This window comes from Aquirufa sp., from assembly GCF_044342065.1.
In the GTDB taxonomy this organism is placed as follows: Bacteria; Bacteroidota; Bacteroidia; order Cytophagales; family Spirosomataceae; genus Aquirufa.
In genome coordinates, this window is sequence record NZ_JBIIQN010000019.1 from 25,827 (window position 1) to 46,397 (window position 20,571).

A 20,571-nucleotide genomic window follows, 5' to 3' on the forward strand; every position below is an offset into this window, starting at 1 on the left:
GCACCCATGTTATCAATATCCAATCTTAATTTCTATTTCGGTAGTCGGGCACTCTATGAAGGTGCCAATCTTCATATCAAACCTAAAGCTAAAATTGGCCTCATTGGGGCGAATGGAACAGGAAAATCAACACTTCTTCGATTAATTTCAGGTGAGTATACACCAGATGGTGGCAATATTTCTAAATCGGGTGATTGTACCATTGGATTTTTAAATCAAGATTTATTATCCTACCAAACAGATGATAGTATTCTAGAGGTTGCTATGCAAGCCTTTGACCGACAACTGGAACTGCAGAAGGAAATTGATCAGGTCTTGCATAAAATGGAGACCAATTACGAAGACAAGGATGTCGATTTATTAGCCAAATTGCAAGAGGAATTTGAGCGTTTAGATGGTTATACCATCCAATCAAAAACCGAGGAGATTTTAGAAGGATTAGGATTTAGCACGGATGACCTAACAAGACCTTTACGCTTATTTTCTGGAGGGTGGCGCATGCGGGTTATGTTGGCCAAATTACTGTTACAAAAGCCTTCGCTATTACTTTTAGATGAACCTACTAACCACTTGGACCTACCTTCCATCGAATGGGTAGAAAATTACATACATGATTATGAAGGAGCTATAGTAGTCGTATCGCACGACCGTTATTTCCTTGATCGTACGATTGATCATATTGCTGAAGTTTCAAGTGCCAAAATCACCCTCTACCCCGGCAACTATTCATATTATACCGAAGAGAAATCCTTGCGAAATGAAATTCAAAAAGGAGCTTTTGAAAACCAACAATCACAAATTAGACAAACAGAGCGATTTATTGAGCGTTTTAAAGCGAAAGCGTCCAAATCGCGTCAAGTGCAATCCCGTGTTAAAGCCTTGGAGAAAATTGACATCATAGATGATGTTATTGATGAAAAAGCAAAAGTTAACTTTAAGTTCAACTTTGGAACAGAGCCTGGTCGATTTATTCTATTCTTAGAAGACATTTCAAAAGCCTATGGTGATAAAGTTATCCTAAAAAAGACGTCGGCTACCATCAACAGAGGGGATAAAATTGCATTGATTGGCGCGAACGGGAAAGGTAAATCAACTTTACTACGCGTTATTTCAGGAACTGAACAAATTGAAGGAGAGCGCAGAACTGGACATAATGTTATTGAATCATTTTTTGCACAACATCAGTTAGAAAGTTTAAATGTAGAAAACACGCTGATTGATGAGTTAAAGGCAACGGGTACAACTAAAACTGAAATGGAATTGCGTAGCGTCCTGGGATGTTTCTTATTTTCAGGCGAAGAAGTATTTAAGAAAATAAAAGTATTATCCGGAGGAGAAAAGTCACGTGTTGCACTGGCAAAAGTATTAATTTCAGAAGCAAATTTCTTGTTGTTGGATGAGCCAACCAACCACTTGGATATGCAATCAGTCAATATTTTGATACAGGCCCTACAACAATATGAAGGAACGTATGTGGTGGTATCCCACGATCGTTATTTTGTGTCAAACATCGCGAATAAAATTTGGTACATAGAAGATCATGAAATAAAAGAATATCCAGGAACGTTTGACGAATACGAAACATGGATGGCCAGCAGACCCGTTATCCAAACTAACGCAAAGTCTTCTAATGTAAAACAAAAACCGGAGTTGGCTCCTATTGAACACAAGCCTACTAACCAAAACAATGAAAAGCTTATCGAAAAACTCGAGAATCAAATCATTGAATTTGAAAAAGAGATTGAGCGAATTGAATTAGTAATGGCAGGGTTAGCTTCAGAATCGAAATTTGAAGAATTGAAAAATTTAGAAACTCAACGCCATGCGGTTCAAGTAAAATTAGAGGAGACTACGGCTGAATGGGAGTTGTTAATCGGCTAAGATATGCACAAAATAGGCCTTGTATTGCTTCTGAGTTTATCGATAAGCGCTTTAGGCCAATTGGGCAATACCGTTTTTTCAACTGATATTCAAAGTGTTTACATTGGTCAGTCCACTCCGCACGAAGTTATACAGGCTCAACCTGCCATAGACCTAGCCAACCAAGCTGCTTATTCAATCATTTTTGATGATTTGTCACTCGTAAATCGGAATGGATTGTACATGCGTATTATTCATTGCCAGGCAGATTGGTCCCCATCCAATCTTTCAGATATCGAATATTTACAAGATTTCAATGATGTTCCAGTTCGGGATTCACAGGCTTCGATGGGTACAAAAATCCCCTATCGACATTATCAGGCGAATTTGCCTCGAGTAAAACTATCTGGAAATTATGTCGTGATGCTTTATAACAGGTCAAAGCGTGACACCTTGTTTACCCAGCGATATTGTGTTTATTCCAATGAAATAACGATTGGATCTCAAGTCAGATTTGGTAAAAGCAACGCTTTGCGTGCCACACATCAAAATCTAGAATTACGTTTAAAATATCCAAGTCAACTGATGTTAAATGCCGCAGAGGATTTAAAAATATATGTGAAACAAAATGAGATTCTACAGAATCAGTTTGCGAAATTACCTTTGGGAATCATCAATCCCATGGACCAAAGCATTACATTTCCGAGTTTTGAAAATGAACAAGCCATTCGCGCTGGTAATGAATATCGGTTTATTGATTTAAGAAGTACGCAGCAAAAACTAAACTTCGTAGATCACTGGGATGTACAAGAGAAAATAACGAGGTTATATACGACGATTGAAAGTCCGCTGGGTAATTACACGTATGTACAAAGAAATGATCTTAATGGAGCTTATGTATTTGAAAATTACGAGAATCCAACCAACGCCCTGTATGCAGATTATGTACAATGTACATTTAGTTTAAAAATGCCGCGGCAAACTGACCCCATTTATGTTTGTGGTGCCTTTAATCAATACAAACACCAGACTGAAAATCAAATGCAATACAATGAGGCTATGGGCGTTTACCAAGCTACACTGCAGCTAAAACAAGGTGTTTACAATTATCGATTTGAAACAAAAAACCCTTCCAATGAATTAGAAGGGAATTATGCTCAAACTGAAAATAGCTATGAAATCATGGTGTATCTCCGCAAACCGGGTAAACGCTATGATGAGTTAATTGGATATCAGAAAATCAATTCAATCAATTAAACATTGAATCTGAAATGCATTACATCGCCATCGTGGACGATATAATCTTTGCCTTCCACACTTAACTTACCCGCTTCCTTACATGCCGACTCGCTTTTATACGTTTGATAATCAGCAAACTTAATTACTTCCGCTCTGATAAATCCACGTTCAAAATCAGTATGAATTACCCCTGCAGCTTGAGGCGCTTTCCAGCCTTTTTGAATTGTCCAGGCACGTACTTCTTGGACACCAGCCGTGAAATAGGTAATTAAATTTAACAGAGCATACGAGCTACGAATTAACTTACTTAAACCAGATTCTGATAAACCATATTCTTCTAAGAACATTTGGCGTTCTGCTAAATCTTCAATTTCTGAAATTTGCGCTTCAAGCGCAGCACAAACTACGATAACCTCAGCTTGTTCAGCAGCGACATTTTCACGAAGCGTATCAACAAAGGAATTTCCACCAGCCGCTAAAGAAGCTTCGTCTACATTGGCTACGTAAATCACAGGCTTATCGGTCAACAAACATAAATCTCCAATGGCCACATCACGTAAATCTGCATCCATAACAACCGTACGTGCAGATTTACCTTCCTCTAAGGTCTTCTTAAATTCCTGCAAAGCAGCAAATTCTTGTTTAGCTTTGGCATCACCATTTTTAGCGGCACGTTCAGTTTTTTGTATTTTTTTATCAATGGATTCCAAATCTTTTAATTGCAATTCCATATCAATGATTTCTTTATCACTTACTGGGTTAACTCGACCTTCAACGTGAATAATATTTTCATCATCGAAGCAACGAACCACATGTATGATCGCATCAACTTCCCGAATATTAGCTAAAAACTTATTCCCTAAACCCGCACCTTGAGATGCTCCCTTAACCAAACCAGCTATATCAGTAAATTCAATAACCGTTGGTAAAATACGATTAGGCTTAACGAATTCGGCAAGCACATTTAATCGCTCATCAGGAACGGTAACAATTCCTACGTTGGGCTCAATCGTACAAAAAGGATAATTGGCCGCTTCAGCCTTATTCGATGATATCGCACTAAACAAAGTTGACTTTCCTACATTCGGCAATCCAACAATTCCACAAGTTAATCCCATATATAAATTTGATAAGCAACAAAAATACGGCTAAAAAAGAAAAAAGCCTCCGATTTCTCAGAGGCTTTTAAAAAAATTCATATTTAGATTATTCCCACTTCAAATCAGTACCACTAAACTCATCCTCATCCCGATTAAACTGATTAAAATCAACATCTGGCATCAATTCCGTTTTAACGTGATTAACGGCCTCATTTAATCCTTCTACAAACTTGTCAAAGTCTTCTTTGTAAAGAAACATTTTATGCTTTTCATAAACAAAACCATCTTCTTTTTGGTGACGACGACTTTCCGTAATCGTAATGTAATAGTCTTGAGAACGGGTCGATTTAACATCAAAAAAATAAGTTCTTTTACCTGCTCTGATTCGTTTTGAAAACAGTTCTTCTCTATCTCTTTCTTCCACTGTTAAAATAAATTAGGTTTGACAATGTGTAAATCTACTATTATTTCTCATTCACTCAAAAATATTCGATTTATTTTCAATCCCCGAATTGACAAAATGTAGGATTATTTTAACAAAATTTTTAATTCCCGCAATAAAAGTCAAACTTTGAAAACCCATTAGTTAACGTAAAATGCGATATTATTTAATCCTTTTCCTCTTAATAAGCGTCCTTTGTTCACATAAAGGGTTTTCACAGGAGTTAGGTGATGAGAGTTATGGCATTGCTTCATTCTACGCGAATTTCTTTTACAATAGACAAACCGCAAATCAGGAAATTCTCCGGAAAACAGAATTAACAGCTGCGCATCGATTATATCCATTTAACACTCTGGTTGAAGTAACTAATTTAAGTAATAAGCGAACGGTTGTAGTTAGAATAAATGACAGAGGTCCCTATAAAAGTGGCCGAATAATCGATTTAACTGAAGCGGCAGCAAGAAAAATAGGGATTCATTTACAAGGATTAGCTAAAGTAAAAATCAAAATAATAGGTTTTGAAAATGAAATAATGCTCATCCCCTATCATAAATTAGAATTAGAAACGCCTCCTAAATTCAGCAATAAGTTTTATCAAAAAACGCGTTTGAAATACAAAAAAAAGTATCGGATTAAGCGTAAAATTAAAAACAAGCGTTACCTCAAGAAAGGTAAAAAGCCCAAAAGTAAAATGCGGATTAAGAAATAACTAGTTACGTTTCGATTCATAAAATGTCAAAAAGTCTTGTATCTTGTCAACTGGAATTCTTTTCCCAATTATCTTTTTTGACTTATCTAATATATACACCACTGGGGTAGCATAAGCATCGAAAGTCTTTTGAAAGTCGGTATAATACGCTTCCTTTCCAGTCTTTGGATCGATGTGAATATCGATGCCATTTTTCCAATGTCCGATTTTAAATTCTGTGATAAAATTCTTCCATTGAATTTTATCTCGAAGAATACATGCGGCTAATACAGTAATATTTTTTGATTTAAAATAGGTATCCAAGGCTAATAACTTAGGCGTTTCCTCTTTGCAGTGACTACAATCTGGATCATAAATAAAAAGGATTGTATAATTAGCTTGAATTGAGGCTGTGGTTAATAACTTACCTGCTGGATCCGTCAAAAACAGCTCCGGAATACGCTTGCCTATTAATAAGGGCTTTATAATGGCTATCCTCTCCTTCATTTTTCGAATGGTCGTGGTATCCCATAATTGAGGTTCTCCGATATAATACTTCTCTGCCAAATGAACAAATGCGCCATCGGTACCAACAATATTATGATTTTCATACGTGCTTGAAATCTTATATACAACATACTTACGAATAGCTTCGTTCTTGATTTTAGCTAAAATTTCATCCGCGTCCTTTGAAATAGAATCGGATTCTTGTACAACCAAATCCTCAAAATATTTATCAATTTTCCTTTGTAAGAATGGCGTACGTATAAATCGCTCATCATTCAAATCGATGTTATCGAAAAAATGCTTTTTATAGAATGTATATTGAAATTTAAACAAATCAGAACTATCCTTAGCATTTCTAATGGGCTTCGGATAGGCAGGAATTTCAGGCTCAATGCTAGCTTGAATTAACTTTGAAACAAATAATTTTGAATGATCCTTTATCCACTTTTGTTGAATTAAGGCCATCTGAGAACGCATTTGCTCTGGTTTTACTTTTGATTGCATGGCCAAATAAGAGGCACTCATGTCACGTTGAAATGAATAAAAAGCCTCATTTTCGGGACTATTTTGAATTTTCATGAGGCCTATAATATCACTTGTATCTGACTCAAAAGAAAATTGAGAATTGCCTATAACTAGATCGAAATATTTATTCGTCATAAATGAGACTAAATACAAACCTTCATCTAAATTTTCAGCGCCTTGGAAAACAAATTCCCCACTTTCATCAACCTTAGCTGTATCCTTAATAACTTGCTGATTTGACCCAAAATAATGCGCGAGATATACCTCCGTATTACTCAAACCTTTGATTTTTCCTTTAATTTGAAAACCTGATTGCTGTGCAACAGTAGAAAAACTTAAGATAAAAAGAAGCGTTAGGCTTGTGAGGACTTTCATAAAAATTAGGCTAATTTTAAATTCATAATTTCAAAAATACAATGTTTTTTACGCTATCTAAAATAATTGATTTTTTACTTCTACCAATTACTTGGATAATTTTCTTGACAATCTTCCTGCTAATTAGCAAAAAAACCATTGTAAGAAAGCGTATTGGAATTACCTTACTCAGCCTACTCATACTCGGTAGTAATACACTCGTGGTTAATACCTTATTTTCTGCCTATGAAATGCCACAAACTGAATTAGATAACACGTATGAAGTGGGAATAATTCTTGGAGGTGGAATCATTCGCGCTAATCAAGAAGATCCGGATCGAATAAATTTAGGCGAAAGTGCAGACCGAGTAATGCAACCTCTTTTCTTGTACCAAAAAGGGTATATTTCAAAAATCCTCATCACCGGTGGTAATACATCAATCGGTAAGCTTAAAGTCGATGAAACCAATGAAACCGAACAAGTAAAACGCTTGCTAATCACGTTGGGGGTACCTTCCAATGACATTATCACAGAAAATAAAGCTAAAAACACACATGAAAATGCGCTTTATTCGAAACAAACATTGGATTCATTAGGTATACCTAAAACAATTCTGCTCGTTACTTCTGCCTACCATATGCGTAGAGCGGTTGCTTGTTTTGAAAAACAAGGCTTTCAAGTAACGCCCTATGTGGTTGACAGCAAAAAAAAGGACACCCATTTAGGTGTCCTGGAATGCCTTATTCCTTCCGAAAGAGAGCTGTTTAAATGCTCATATTTGATTCGGGAGATTATAGGATACGGAATTTACCGAATAATGGGCTACGTTTAAGTTGACAAAATTTCAACCATTCGAATTAAATCTTCCGAAACCGGCTTTTTCTTGGTAATGGTATCATGGAAAGGCGTATAAACCAATTGATTATTAATTACACCAGCCATTACATTTTTCTCACCACGTAATAACCCTTCCAAAGCACCCAAACCTAAACGAGATGCCAAAATACGGTCATATGCCGTAGGTATACCTCCACGCTGAATATGACCTAAAGTAGTCACTCGAATATCAATTTTACTTCCCATCTTTTCGCGAATCTTATTCGCAACAATTTGTGCATTACCCTCTTCATCTCCTTCAGCAACAACCACAATGGATGACGATTTTTGCTTAGCAAAGCCATTATTTAAAATAGCAATGATTTCGTCAACAGGCGTTAAATTTTCCGGGATCATCAAAGCTTCAGCTCCACCAGCGATACCACATTGAACCGCTATATAACCCGAATCACGCCCCATTACTTCAATAAAGAAAACGCGATCATGTGAATCAGCGGTATCACGAATTTTATCAATCGCATCCAAAGCCGTATTTACAGCGGTATCAAAACCAATGGTATAATCAGTTCCGTACAAATCATTGTCTATGGTACCTGGAGCACCTACGGTAGGAATCTTAAACTCATTAAAAAATATTTCGGCACCTGTAAATGTTCCATTTCCACCAATGGCCACCAAACCCTCAATGCCTAACTCTTGTAATTTATCATAAGCCTTTTGACGACCTTCTGAAGTCATAAATTCCTTTGAACGGGCTGACTTTAATATGGTACCACCACGTTGAATGATGTTACTTACGGACTGAGAATTTAAGGGGATTATATCACCTTTTATCATTCCATTATACCCACGGATAATTCCATAAACTTCGACACCGTGATATGCAGCACCACGAACAATCGCACGAATACAAGCATTCATTCCGGGAGCATCTCCACCTGAGGTAAATACAGCTATTTTCTTCATCAATCTAATTTTAAATACATGTTACCATGAAAATCCTTCGAAAATACGATTTTAATCGCTTAAACCATAAAAATAGCTTAGATTTTGAATCGATTTTTTATAAATTTCACGTGTAAAGTTTTGTAATTTGCATGCATTAATCAAATGAAAATATGCCAACAACAGCGAACGAATTCTTATATAGTTATTTAAATAATGCCTCCCCGACGGGCTTTGAGTCGTCGGGCCAACAAATCTGGTTGGAATATTTAAAACCCTTCATTGATGAAAAAATAATTGATACCTACGGAACAGCGGTGGGTGTTATAAATCCAGGGCAGCCCTACAAAGTAGTCATAGAAGCGCATGCAGATGAAATATCTTGGTTTGTTAATTACATTGATGACAATGGATATTTGTTTCTTCGTCGTAATGGAGGTTCGGATGCCTTAATTGCCCCTTCCATGCGCGCGAATATTCATACCAAAGACAAAGTTGTTAAAGGGATATTTGGTTGGCCTGCAATCCATGTACGTGATTTAGCAAAAGATAAAGCACCATCCATTGATGATATCTTCATTGACTGCGGAGCTGCCAATAAAAAGGAAGTGGAAGAAATGGGTATTCACGTGGGAACCGTGGTAACGTTTGAAGATGGTTTAACCGAATTGAATCATAAATATTTAGTTGGCCGAGCCTTAGATAACCGCATTGGAGGTTATATGATTGCAGAAGTGGCACGTAAACTAAAAGAAAATAACATAAAATTACCTTTCACCCTATATATTGTCAATTCTGTTCAAGAAGAAATTGGTCTGCGAGGCGCTGAAATGATCGTCAGAAGATTAAAACCGGATTTGGCATTTATAACGGATGTAACGCATGATACACAGTCACCTATGTACAACAAGAAAACACAGGGTGATATGTCTTGCGGGAAAGGTCCTGTCATCTGTTACGGTCCTGCCGTACAAAATAATGTACGCGATTTTATCATCGATGTGGCTAAAGAAAATGCGATAGATTTTCAACGACAGGCAGTATCACGTTCAACAGGTACAGATACCGACGCATTTGCTTACGCGACTGAAGGCGTGGCATCAGCATTGATTTCTCTTCCATTAAAATACATGCACACAACCGTTGAAACAATCGCCAAGAGTGATATGGAAGCGGTGATTGAATTAATTTACCAATCGTTATTGAAGGTCAAAGGAAATGAAGATTGGAGGTATTTTAATTAGACGTTGGAATTTAGACGTTAGACGATGGACTTTAGACGTTGGACTTTAGACGTTAGACGTTGGACGTTAGACCTTGGACGTTAGACGTTGGACGTTAGACGTTAGACCTTGGACGTTAGACCTTGGACGTTAGACGTTAGACGTTAGACCTTGGACGTTAGACGTTGGACGTTAGACCTTGGACGTTAGACCTTGGACGTTAGACCTTGGACGTTAGACGTTAGACGTTAGACCTTGGACGTTAGACCTTGGACGTTAGACCTTGGACGTTAGACCTTGGACGTTAGACCTTGGACTGGATACAAAAAAAAGACGCGGTACTTCGCGTCTTTTTTTTACAATTTTCAATAAATGAGACACGAAAAGTATAGCGTCTCTACCATTGTCCTTATTCTAGATAACGCGCAAAAAACTCCCAAGTCCTCAACATCTGATCAATTCGTTGGCGATTATTTCCTGCTCGTGTAATTTCATGCGATGCACCAGGATGACGTACATACTCGACCGTACGACCCATTTGCTTCAGACTTTTATACAACATTTCACTTTGAATAACGCCTGTACGTAAATCATTTTCTCCATGGAAAATAATTAAAGGAGTTTTGATATTCGCCACATAAGTCAATGGAGATTCTCTATCTAGAATCGCACGGGTAGCCTTCTCCCAAGGATATCCACCAAAATAATTAGGCACTAAACGCCAAGCATTCCCCTCACCAAAAAAGGTGGATAATTCATAAACCCCACGTTGCGTAGCAGCTACCTTAAATCGATTTGAGTGCCCTACAATCCAGGCAACTAAATATCCCGCATATGATCCACCGGTTACAGCTAATCGCGTAGTGTCCGCCCATCCTTCTTTTATAGCCAAATCAGTCGCCTGCATCACATCGGCCATCGGTCCAGCACCCCAATCTTTCACATTACTCGCCATGAATGGAGTACCATATCCCCCACTGCCTCGTGGATTGCAATAAACTACCCCCCAGCCTTTAGCTGTATAATACTGAAACTCATGCCACATACTGGCCTCCCCAGTTCCCCACATAGCAGTAGGCCCTCCGTGTATTTCAACAACCAAAGGATACTTTTGTCCGGCTACATACCCGACAGGTTTCATTACCCAATAATCAATAGTTTGACCTAACTTATTTATAAAAGTATGCTTCTCAGCCTTTGATAAGGACTTTTGCCGAACCCATGAAGCATTAAAATCAGTGATAGTACGCTCATTTCCCGCTTGAAGCATATATAATTCAGACGGGTTTTCAATGGAAGTTTTCGTGTAAATTAGTTGGTCACCAGCAACATCAAAACCCAAAACACCATCCGCCACCGAAGTAAGCGTTTTAAATTGTTGGCTAGCGATGGTATATTCCAGCAATGGCACACCTCCATGATCTTGAGGCGAGATATATAATTTTTGATCATCGGCCGACCATTTTACCTGGGTAATTACGCGGTCTAAATTTACCACATGAATTTGCCCATTCTTCATATTCAATACCTTTAATACCGCATTGGAAACACCCGTTGATTTGGATTCAAAAAAGGCAACTTGCTCACCATTATTGCTGACTGTCACATTTGAATAACGATGACCAGGCTTGATTAAAAGAGACTTATACGTATTAGTAGTCAAATCAAAACGCACTAGTTGATTTTCTCCTACTTTATCAGGATGGGAAAGACTATCAGCAGGCAAAATAACGACAAACGTATTGGCATTCAATTGCTCCCAATCCGACCAGCGATGCAAAGGATTATTTATCGCAACAGGTTTCGCGCCTGCCTCTAAAGACATGGCAAATAACGTGCTTAACTGAATCTCCCCAGAAGTTGCTGTTTCTTCCTGAAAATTCAAGCGATTAATCACCTTTGCTTTTTTATCTTTTTCATTTTGACTTAGGTAGGCTCTAACCTCCTCAATCATACCATTCGGATTTGCTTTAGCTTTAGAAACAAAAGACTGATTAGCAACATTAGGCTTTTCCAAAGTCCAGGATGGAATAAGGTGTCGCGGGTTAGCCAAAGAATCCGAATAAAAATCCTTTAACGAAATACCCGATTGAAAATATAAACGTCCATCAAATTTCGAAATAGAAGAATTTTGAACAGAAACTTTCGAATTAGTAAGCGCTAATGCTTCTCCTCCTGCTAAGCTTAACTGAAAAACTTGCGCCTTATTTCCCAAATCACGCGTAAAAAGAATTGATTTTCCATCAGGTGCCCAATTGGGAGCACTAATTGAAAATTTACCGGATGTCATGGCGCGTGTGGATTTAGTTGCTACATCACCTACATACAAATGTGTTTGATAAACGAAATCCCCTTTTGTCTCTGGATCATCTTCAACAGATGTTACCGTAAATAAAAACTTTTGACCATCAGGTGAAAAGCTGGGTTTACCCACAGATTTGATTTTTAATAAATCGGTCACCTGAATGTTTTTTTGAGCAAAAGCACCAAATGAAAGCAATAGAATAACGAATAGTTTACGCATCATAAAAAAATAAGGCCTGCGAAATGTCTCGCAAGCCTTAAAATTAGAAAATAAAAACTGATTTGATTAAATCAATTTAAGAATTTCTTCACCGATTGCATCGGTTCCTAAAATCATTGATTTATCGGTGGACGCATTTGCAATATCGCCTGTGCGGAAACCTTTCTTTAATACTTGATCTACCGCATTAATTACAGCTTCAGATTCTGCCTTCATCCCAAAAGAGATGTCTAACAAAAGCGCAACCGATAACACAGAAGCCATGGGATTCGCTAGACCTTTACCCGTAATATCATGCGCAGATCCATGAATAGGCTCATATACACCCGTACCATCTCCGATAGACGCAGAAGCTAGCATTCCCATGGAACCTGCAATTTGTGACGCCTCATCCGTTAGAATATCACCAAACAAATTAGCCGTAACCACTACATCAAAACGTTTTGGGTCTTTAATTAGTAACATCGCTGTGGCATCAACAAATTGATACTCTACCGTGACATCCGGATATTCCAAAGCTAACTTTTGAATAACCTCACGCCATAAACGCGATGATTCCAATACATTCGCTTTATCGACTGATACCAAATGCTTTTTGCGCGTACGAGCCGCCTCAAATGCTTTCCGACCAATACGCTCAACTTCATAACGGCTGTATTCTGCGACATCATAAGCGGTATCACCATTGTTCTTCCGTCCCTTTTCCCCAAAATAAATATCCCCCGTCAACTCACGAAAAAACAAGATATCAGCCCCTTTCAAAATTTCAGGCTTGATACTGGATGCTGATAATAACTCATCAAACAACTTAATCGGACGCAAATTCGCATACAGACCTAACTCCTTGCGCATTTTCAATAAACCCTGCTCAGGACGAACCTTCGCAGAAGGATCATTGTCATATTTGGGGTGACCGACCGCACCGAATAACACCGCATCAGAGGCTTTCATTTTAACCAAAGTCTCCTCAGGAAGTGCATCACCAGTAGCTTCAATAGCAACGTGACCAATCAATGCTTCATCATACGTAAAATCGTGACCAAATTTAGCCGCAATCTTCTCCAATACTTTTTTACCTACTTCAGTTACTTCTTGTCCAATTCCATCACCCGGAACAATCAGGATATGCTTCTTTGCCATTGTATATTTATTAAATCAAATTCAACATTTTTTGCGTCGCCTTAATCGCAGATACGGTTTGGTCACAATCTAAACCACGTGTAATCAACTCTCTTCCTGCATGATTCCATGTGATAATCGTTTCACATAAAGCATCAGACTCTCCTCCGGGTGGAATACGAACCGCATAATCAGTCAACTGAGCTAATTTTTGACCTTTCTTTTCAAAAACCAAAGCTAATGCATGCATAAATGCATCATACTGTCCATCTCCCTGGGCATGCTCTTCAAAAATCTCTCCATCAACCGAAATCTTCAAGGTAACGGATGGACGTAGTTCTTTGGAATGTGTCAATACATAATTTAAAACCTGTACGCGCTCTTCAATAGCGTCCGAATCGAGCACATCCGAAATGATATAGGGTAAATCATTTTGCGTTACTACCTCCTTACGATCACCCAATTCAATAATTCGTTGGGTTACTTTCTTCAAATCTACATCTGACAACTGAATGCCTAAAGCCGCTAAATTATTTTCAATGTTCGCCTTGCCAGATGTTTTACCTAAGGCATATTTACGCTCACGCCCAAAACGCTCCGGCATTAACTCATTGAAATATAAATTATTCTTTTTATCCCCATCGGCATGAATACCGGCCGTTTGGGTAAATACATTTTCTCCTACGACCGGTTTGTTCACCGGAATACGAAATCCAGAAAAGGTTTCTACTAATTTACTCACGGTATACAATGACTTTTCACATACCGACGTCTTCACATCTTTTTGATAATCATTCAATACCGCAATTACTGAAGCTAGAGGCGCATTTCCAGCGCGTTCTCCCATTCCATTAACCGTTAAATGTAAACCATGAATACCATTCCGAACAGCCTCCAAAGCATTTGCTGTACCTAAATCATAATCATTGTGCGCATGGAAATCAAAATGCGTATTCGGATAACGATTCACTAATTCATTGATGTATGCTGCCGTTTCCCAATGCGTCAAAACACCTAGGGTATCTGGCAATAACACGCGCTTAATGGGTAACTGGGTTAAATAGTCAAGATACTGTAACACGTAATCTTTTGAGTTACGCATCCCATTACTCCAATCCTCCAAATAGACATTAACAGACAAACCCTTTGAATTGGCTAATTCAATAGTTTCTCGAATTTCTGCAAAATGCTGTTCAGGTGTTTTTTTTAATTGATGTTGTAAATGATTCAATGAGCCTTTGGTCAATAAATTCATAACCTTTGCTCCTGCGTCCAACATCCATTGAACCGACGTTCCGCCATCAACAAAAGTCAAAACCTCCACACGGTCTAAACAACCGGCCTTTGAAGCCCAATTGGTAATTTTTTTAACCGCTTGGAACTCACCTTCTGACACGCGCGCAGATGCGATCTCAATGCGATCAACCTTTAATTCAGTTAAAAGCAATTGAGCTATGGTTAACTTTTCAGAAGCAGAAAAAGATACACCGCTGGTTTGTTCTCCATCCCGCAAGGTCGTATCCATGATTTCAATATGGCGCATGAATTCTTATCGCTTAGAGGCAAAATCCGCGATTTCAGACTTCATCGCTTGTAAATAATCGATGTCATCAAAACCGTTCAGTAAATTATGTTTTTTGTAACCGTTAATGTCAAAAGATTCTGACGCTGAAGTAGCCGAAATGGTGATTGTTTGCGTATTTAAATCAACAAGCAATTCCGTTTTAGGGTCTTTTTCAATGGCAGTAAAAATTTGATGTAAAAATTCTGGTGAGACTTGAACTGGAAGAATACCTACATTAATGGCATTTCCACGGAAAATATCAGCAAAAAAAGACGATACAACGCAACGAAATCCATAATCATAAATGGCCCATGCCGCGTGCTCTCGTGAGGATCCAGAACCGAAGTTTTTCCCACCTACCAAAATCTTACCCGAATACGTTGGGTTGTTCAAAACAAAATCTTGTTTCGGTTGGTCGTTCTTATCATAACGCCAATCCCTAAATAAATTATCCCCAAAACCCTTGCGTTCCGTCGCTTTCAAGAAACGTGCAGGGATGATTTGGTCAGTATCTACGTTCTCGATTGGCATCGGAACGGCTGAACTTTTCAATACACTAAAACTATCGTAAGCCATCTTGCTCTAATTTAAATCTTATAAAAATTGTCTTGGGTCCGTTACAACTCCCGTAATCGCAGCTGCTGCAGCTACCAGCGGGCTCGCCAATAAGGTACGAGAACCCGGACCTTGACGTCCCTCGAAATTACGATTCGACGTACTCACCGCATATTTACCAGCAGGAATCTTATCATCGTTCATCGCTAAACATGCCGAACAACCCGGTTGGCGCAATACAAAACCCGCCTCCGTCAAAATATCCAAAATTCCTTCTTCCTTAATTTGTGCTTCCACAATATGTGAACCTGGAACCACCCAAGCAGTCACATGATCCGCTTTTTTACGGCCTTTTACAATCGAAGCAAAGGCTCTAAAATCTTCGATACGCCCATTGGTACAAGAACCAATAAACACATAATCTACTGGCTTGCCAATCATGGCATCATCTTCCGAGAAACCCATGTAATCCAATGATTTCTCGTAAGTAGCAACTCCTCCTTCAACATCCACTGCCTTGGGAATATGTCTCGAAATACCCATACCCATACCCGGATTCGTTCCGTAAGTAATCATGGGCTCAATGTCAGCTGCTTTGAAATTGATTTCTTTATCAAAAGAAGCACCTGCATCCGTTTTTAATGTTTTCCAATATGCCAATTGCGTATCCCAATCAGCACCTTTAGGGGCTAAAGGCCGACCCTCGATATAATCAAATGTTGTTTGATCAGGAGCAATCATGCCACCACGCGCACCCATCTCAATACTCAAGTTGCAAACGGTCATACGACCTTCCATCGTCATTTTTTCAAAAACATCCCCTGCGTATTCAACAAAATAACCCGTTGCACCTGAAGTTGATAATTTAGAAATAATATACAAAGCGACGTCTTTTGGCGTAACGCCTTTTCCTAATTCACCAGTCACATTGATACGCATCTTCTTTGGCTTAGGCTGCATAATGCACTGAGATGATAATACCATCTCAACCTCCGAAGTACCGATACCAAATGCAATCGCACCAAATGCACCATGCGTCGAAGTATGTGAATCTCCACAAACAATTGTGAACCCCGGTAATGTAATTCCATTCTCAGGACCGACAACGTGTACGATCCCATTTTTAGGATCTCCTAATCCCCAGTGTGAAATACCGTATTTGGCTGAATTGGTGGCTAATTGCTTTAACTGATTGGCCGACAAAGGGTCTTCGACAGGAAGGTGTTGATTTATTGTAGGCGTATTGTGATCTGCGGTCGCAAAAGTACGTTCTGGATACATCACCCCAATTCCGCGTTGTTCCAAACCCAAAAAAGCTACCGGACTCGTTACTTCATGAATGAAATGCCGATCAATAAAAAACACATCCGGACCATCTTCGATTTTTCGAACCACGTGTGAATCCCATACTTTATCAAACAAGGTTGTTGGAGAATTGCTCATTCTTATAATTTAAATTTTTATGCGCTTTCAATATAATTAAGCTACAAAAATGTTGATTTTTTTGCAAAAATGCAAAGTAATAAGCCTGTCAAATTGGAAATACACCAAATAAAATTTGGTAAATACCATCTTTTACAAAGATGATCGATGTATAAAAGAAAAGGGATTCTCAATCTTTGTGCGATCATTGCTTTTTACCAAATCTGCAGCCATCTCACCCATTTTTACAAAATCAGTCGATATCGTTGAGATACCTTCAAACAACAAGCGCTTGATCGGCGTTTCATTGTAGGAAATCAAACCCACATCCTTGCCTAACTTCAAATCTTTCTGCTTGATTTGATCCAATATAGAAATCAAATCATCTTCCATCACCGTTATGTAAGCTGATCCTGCTTGTGGTTCTGCGTGTTCTACGACGGAAAATTCGAATGCATATTCCCGACAAAAATGCTCGAATCCCCGAACGATACCTTCTGGATAATAACTGGATTGTGGAAATACCAGGTTGATCGTTTGATATTTAGCTAAATCGTCTTTCGCTTGAACCAAAGCATCCAATATATCTAGCTCAAAATTTTCATATACGGCACCGTAGGATCCTTGAATACCGGGTAGCAATTTATCTACCAAAATAAGTTTTTCTTTAGGGAGTGAATTGATGAATTCAACCGCTATTGAATCACCTTCCATGAAATGAGGGATGATAACAATATGGGAATAGTCTAATTCGCGTTTGGTAACAATGCGCTTAAAAAGATTAAAATCGTTGTTGTAAATGTAAAAGTCAATACCCGCAGCATCGCCCATAGAGGCAACAAATGAATCATAAATGATTTTTTTGTGAACCGATAACTTGTTGAATAACAAGAAGATACGAAAATTTACCGGGACGCTGCCGACGCAGATGAAAAATCCCTTCCCGCGGATGGATTCTACTATTCCCAAGGTCTTCAAATAATTATATCCCTTCTCAACGGTAATTCGCGAGATATAATGCGCGAAACTCACCTCATTAATCGAAGGCAGAACATCACCTTCCTTTATGTGCCCCGCTTGAATTCCCTCGATGATTGAATTTGCTAATTGCCTGTATTTGGGCGTAGAAGAAAATTCATCTATTTTAATCAAATCCAGCACTTTATTCTGAAATAGAATTACCCAAACCCACAATTAATACCGAAACCAAAATCACCACAATTCCCGTAATCACGGTACGCATCGTATACTTTGAAACGCCTTTCCACTCTTTGAAATAAATCCCCCAAAAGTTTGAAGTCAAAATAATCGTCGCCATGTGTAAAATCCAAGAACTCGCACCATTGCCTAATTTACTTTCGCCCATGCCATAAAAAAAGAATTGCAGAAACCAGGTTGTTCCCGCTACGGCTGCAAAAGTATAATTCATTCGCAACGGAGCCGCAGCATTTGCATAATCACCAAAGGAATTATTCTTGAAATTTAAATACATACAATACACAAAGTTGGTCAAAAAACCACCCCACAACACCACGATAAAAATCACATTATTTTGAAACAATGGATCACAACCCTTGTCAACTGCAGCGACTGCCATATCTTTCCCCGCTTCAATACCAAAATTAAAACAAGCACTGCATAAGCCAGAAATCGTTGCAACGATTAAACCTTTTGATAAACTAAATTCTTTTATGGTTTCCTGCTTCTGTTCCTGAGATAATTCAATCTCTTTCATCATGCCAGCCTTACCACACAGATAAATACCAAAGACACAAACCAATATTCCCAAGAGAACTACCTGACCACCCGAACTTCCTACAATATGTGAAATAGTATCACCTTTGACTCCAGCAAACTCCCGATAAATAGGCGGTACCAATGCACCAAAAATACTGCACAAGCTCAAGGCGATTGACATCCCTAACGACATACCTAAAAACCGCATGGCTAAACCAAAGGTAAGCCCGCCTATTCCCCACAATACACCAAAAGTAAAAGTCCAGAAAAAGACATCTGAATCTACCGTTTGGATAATATTCATAAAATCAGGAATCGTTAAATAAGCGGCAATGATTGGGACAATTAACCAAGAAAATACCCCGCCAACTAACCAAGCACTCTCCCAAGACCAGACATGAATCTTGCGATAAGGAATGTAAAATGACCCAGACGCAAAACCGCCCAAAGAATGAAAAAATAGACCTAAAAGAGCACCCATATTTTATTTGGTTAACGTAAATACATATTTTCCTGAACCCACACGAACACGATCTCCCGTAATTACCTGCCCGTCTTGTTGAATCTGTTTAAAACCCTGTATGGGCAAAATTACACTTGCGATTGTATTTGCAGGTATATCTATCTGAAGCGTAAATGCATTCGAATCTAATCGCCAATCCGAAGAAATTTTTCCATAAGGCGTATCTAAACTGGTTTTGGCATAGGTTAATCCTCCGCCCAACTCAGGTTTAATTACACTCTCCTTATAGCCTGCCCCATCGAATTCCTCCGTATCAATTCCTCCAATGGTGCGATACATCCAATCTCCCACGGCGCCATAAGCATAGTGATTAAAGGACGTCATACCCGGATCTTGAAAAGTAGAATCAGGCTTCATCGAATCCCAGCGCTCCCAAATCGTAGTAGCACCATGAGCCTTTATCGGATATAACCACGATGGATACGTATCCTGCAACAATAATTTATAGGCTACATCATTCCGACCAAATCGCGTTAAAACCGGATTTAAGAACGGTGTACCCAAAAATCCCGTTGTCAAATGGTATTTATAACTCTCGATATTCGTTACCAAACGCTCTAATGCCGCTTCGCGCAATGAACTTGGAATCATCTCAAATTGCAATGCCAAAATATAGGCCGTCTGGGTTTCAGATATTAATCGACCATTTGCCGTCATGAATTCCTTTTGGAATTGCAGTTTTATACGCTCCAATAAACGTTCATATTCTTTGTATTCGTCAACTTTCCCCAAAATACGCGCTGTTTTAATCATCAACTGCGTGTTGTAAGCAAAGAAACATTGAGCTACCAAATAGTTATCCGTCACAGCCGACTTTTGGCCAATCATTCCTTTGGAATCATCTACACGATAAGAAAGCCAATCGGCAAATTGAAAACCTGTATTCCACAAATCATTTTTTGCTGCGCCTCGTACATAATTCAAATACGCCTTCATACTCGCATATTGATTCTCCAAGACTTGTTTATCCCCATACGTTGTGTAGATATTGTATGGAATGATGATGCTCGCATCAGACCAACCGGCTGCGCCATCTTGCTTAGCCATCTGACCAATATTCGTTTTATTCAAAACATCTGGAATCACGAAAGGAACAGCACCATTGGCATATTGATCCGCTTCCACATCCTTCAGCCATTTTGCAAAGAATTGATTCACATTGAAATTAAACGCAGCTGTACGTGAAAAAACCTCAGCATCACCCGTCCATCCCAAACGCTCATCCCGCTGCGGACAATCCGTAGGAACATCTAAAAAGTTACCCTTTTGTCCCCAACGAATATTCGATTGCAATTGATTTAACAAGGGGTTACTTGTTTCAAAAGTTCCTGTTGATGCCATATCCGAATGCAAGGCGATGGCTTTAAAATCCTCTTTATTTACCTCATAGCCTTCTACTTGCACAT

The 20,571-nt window shown here is 38.7% G+C and carries 17 protein-coding genes; 5 read left to right on the forward strand and 12 right to left on the reverse strand.

Going from position 1 to position 20,571, the window contains the following annotated elements:
- The first annotated feature begins 6 nt into the window (after positions 1-6).
- Both ACIQZ2_RS07960 and ACIQZ2_RS07965 read left to right on the forward strand, forming a co-directional pair.
- Positions 7-1,881, forward strand: a complete 1,875-nt coding sequence (locus ACIQZ2_RS07960; RefSeq protein ID WP_395768321.1) for an ABC-F family ATP-binding cassette domain-containing protein — start codon at positions 7-9, stop codon at positions 1,879-1,881.
- Positions 1,882-1,884: 3 nt separating this feature from the next.
- A complete protein-coding gene (locus ACIQZ2_RS07965) occupies positions 1,885-3,117 on the forward strand; it encodes a type IX secretion system plug protein domain-containing protein (RefSeq protein WP_395768322.1) in 1,233 nt (410 codons plus the stop codon).
- Here the strand turns inward: ACIQZ2_RS07965 and ychF are convergent.
- Together ychF and ACIQZ2_RS07975 are read right to left on the reverse strand one after the other, a co-directional pair.
- Positions 3,114-4,217: a redox-regulated ATPase YchF gene (gene ychF, locus ACIQZ2_RS07970; RefSeq protein ID WP_395768323.1), complete on the reverse strand. Its 1,104-nt coding sequence runs from the start codon at positions 4,215-4,217 to the stop codon at positions 3,114-3,116. The two genes, ACIQZ2_RS07965 and ychF, sit on opposite strands and share 4 nt — an antisense overlap.
- Before the next feature lie 88 nt (positions 4,218-4,305).
- Entirely contained in the window at positions 4,306-4,623 is a 318-nt protein-coding gene (locus tag ACIQZ2_RS07975) for a DUF3276 family protein (RefSeq protein WP_395768324.1), read from the reverse strand.
- A gap of 172 nt (positions 4,624-4,795) precedes the next feature.
- On the opposite strand from ACIQZ2_RS07975, the gene ACIQZ2_RS07980 reads away from it, so the two are divergent.
- Positions 4,796-5,350 (forward strand): septal ring lytic transglycosylase RlpA family protein, encoded by a 555-nt coding sequence (locus ACIQZ2_RS07980; protein WP_395768325.1) that lies wholly within the window; start codon positions 4,796-4,798, stop codon positions 5,348-5,350.
- Here ACIQZ2_RS07980 and ACIQZ2_RS07985 read toward each other — a convergent pair whose 3' ends face one another.
- Positions 5,351-6,736, reverse strand: a complete 1,386-nt coding sequence (locus tag ACIQZ2_RS07985; protein ID WP_395768326.1) for a DUF4369 domain-containing protein — start codon at positions 6,734-6,736, stop codon at positions 5,351-5,353.
- A 41-nt stretch (positions 6,737-6,777) separates the two neighbouring features.
- On the opposite strand from ACIQZ2_RS07985, the gene ACIQZ2_RS07990 reads away from it, so the two are divergent.
- A complete protein-coding gene (locus ACIQZ2_RS07990) occupies positions 6,778-7,548 on the forward strand; it encodes a YdcF family protein (protein ID WP_395768327.1) in 771 nt (256 codons plus the stop codon).
- Here ACIQZ2_RS07990 and pfkA read toward each other — a convergent pair.
- The gene (gene pfkA, locus ACIQZ2_RS07995) at positions 7,545-8,519 is read right to left on the reverse strand and encodes a 6-phosphofructokinase (protein ID WP_395768328.1); all 975 of its coding nucleotides are present in this window, start codon (positions 8,517-8,519) and stop codon (positions 7,545-7,547) included. The two genes, ACIQZ2_RS07990 and pfkA, sit on opposite strands and share 4 nt — an antisense overlap.
- A gap of 152 nt (positions 8,520-8,671) precedes the next feature.
- Between pfkA and ACIQZ2_RS08000 the strand changes: the two genes are divergently transcribed.
- A complete protein-coding gene (locus tag ACIQZ2_RS08000) occupies positions 8,672-9,742 on the forward strand; it encodes a M42 family metallopeptidase (protein WP_395768329.1) in 1,071 nt (356 codons plus the stop codon).
- Positions 9,743-10,130: 388 nt separating this feature from the next.
- Here ACIQZ2_RS08000 and ACIQZ2_RS08005 read toward each other — a convergent pair whose 3' ends face one another.
- The 8 genes from ACIQZ2_RS08005 to ACIQZ2_RS08040 all read right to left on the reverse strand — a co-directional run.
- Entirely contained in the window at positions 10,131-12,248 is a 2,118-nt protein-coding gene (locus ACIQZ2_RS08005; RefSeq protein WP_395768330.1) for a prolyl oligopeptidase family serine peptidase, read from the reverse strand.
- Between the two features lie 63 nt (positions 12,249-12,311).
- Positions 12,312-13,385, reverse strand: coding sequence for a 3-isopropylmalate dehydrogenase (leuB, locus tag ACIQZ2_RS08010; RefSeq protein WP_395768331.1), 1,074 nt, complete (start codon positions 13,383-13,385; stop codon positions 12,312-12,314).
- Between the two features lie 10 nt (positions 13,386-13,395).
- Positions 13,396-14,907 (reverse strand): alpha-isopropylmalate synthase regulatory domain-containing protein, encoded by a 1,512-nt coding sequence (locus tag ACIQZ2_RS08015; protein WP_395768332.1) that lies wholly within the window; start codon positions 14,905-14,907, stop codon positions 13,396-13,398.
- Between the two features lie 6 nt (positions 14,908-14,913).
- Positions 14,914-15,504, reverse strand: coding sequence for a 3-isopropylmalate dehydratase small subunit (gene leuD, locus ACIQZ2_RS08020; RefSeq protein WP_395768333.1), 591 nt, complete (start codon positions 15,502-15,504; stop codon positions 14,914-14,916).
- An 18-nt stretch (positions 15,505-15,522) separates the two neighbouring features.
- Complete coding sequence (leuC, locus tag ACIQZ2_RS08025; protein ID WP_395768334.1) at positions 15,523-16,926, reverse strand: 3-isopropylmalate dehydratase large subunit; 1,404 nt, start codon at positions 16,924-16,926, stop codon at positions 15,523-15,525.
- A 132-nt stretch (positions 16,927-17,058) separates the two neighbouring features.
- Positions 17,059-18,066, reverse strand: coding sequence for a GntR family transcriptional regulator (locus tag ACIQZ2_RS08030; protein WP_395768335.1), 1,008 nt, complete (start codon positions 18,064-18,066; stop codon positions 17,059-17,061).
- Position 18,067: 1 nt separating this feature from the next.
- Positions 18,068-19,123, reverse strand: a complete 1,056-nt coding sequence (rhaT, locus tag ACIQZ2_RS08035; RefSeq protein ID WP_395768336.1) for an L-rhamnose/proton symporter RhaT — start codon at positions 19,121-19,123, stop codon at positions 18,068-18,070.
- Positions 19,124-19,126: 3 nt separating this feature from the next.
- On the reverse strand, positions 19,127-20,571 hold a 1,445-nt coding region (locus ACIQZ2_RS08040), incomplete at its 5' end, for an alpha-L-rhamnosidase C-terminal domain-containing protein (protein WP_395768337.1).

Coding starts and splice junctions, on each gene's coding strand:
- ACIQZ2_RS07985 (WP_395768326.1), bottom strand. CDS start 6,736: ATGAAAGTCCTCACAAGCCTAACGCTTCTTTTTATCTTAAGTTTTTCT.
- ACIQZ2_RS07965 (WP_395768322.1), top strand. CDS start 1,885: ATGCACAAAATAGGCCTTGTATTGCTTCTGAGTTTATCGATAAGCGCT.
- ACIQZ2_RS08015 (WP_395768332.1), bottom strand. CDS start 14,907: ATGCGCCATATTGAAATCATGGATACGACCTTGCGGGATGGAGAACAA.
- pfkA (WP_395768328.1), bottom strand. CDS start 8,519: ATGAAGAAAATAGCTGTATTTACCTCAGGTGGAGATGCTCCCGGAATG.
- leuC (WP_395768334.1), bottom strand. CDS start 16,926: ATGAGCAATTCTCCAACAACCTTGTTTGATAAAGTATGGGATTCACAC.
- leuD (WP_395768333.1), bottom strand. CDS start 15,504: ATGGCTTACGATAGTTTTAGTGTATTGAAAAGTTCAGCCGTTCCGATG.
- ychF (WP_395768323.1), bottom strand. CDS start 4,217: ATGGGATTAACTTGTGGAATTGTTGGATTGCCGAATGTAGGAAAGTCA.
- ACIQZ2_RS08005 (WP_395768330.1), bottom strand. CDS start 12,248: ATGATGCGTAAACTATTCGTTATTCTATTGCTTTCATTTGGTGCTTTT.
- ACIQZ2_RS07980 (WP_395768325.1), top strand. CDS start 4,796: ATGCGATATTATTTAATCCTTTTCCTCTTAATAAGCGTCCTTTGTTCA.
- rhaT (WP_395768336.1), bottom strand. CDS start 19,123: ATGGGTGCTCTTTTAGGTCTATTTTTTCATTCTTTGGGCGGTTTTGCG.
- ACIQZ2_RS08000 (WP_395768329.1), top strand. CDS start 8,672: ATGCCAACAACAGCGAACGAATTCTTATATAGTTATTTAAATAATGCC.
- ACIQZ2_RS07960 (WP_395768321.1), top strand. CDS start 7: ATGTTATCAATATCCAATCTTAATTTCTATTTCGGTAGTCGGGCACTC.
- ACIQZ2_RS07990 (WP_395768327.1), top strand. CDS start 6,778: ATGTTTTTTACGCTATCTAAAATAATTGATTTTTTACTTCTACCAATT.
- leuB (WP_395768331.1), bottom strand. CDS start 13,385: ATGGCAAAGAAGCATATCCTGATTGTTCCGGGTGATGGAATTGGACAA.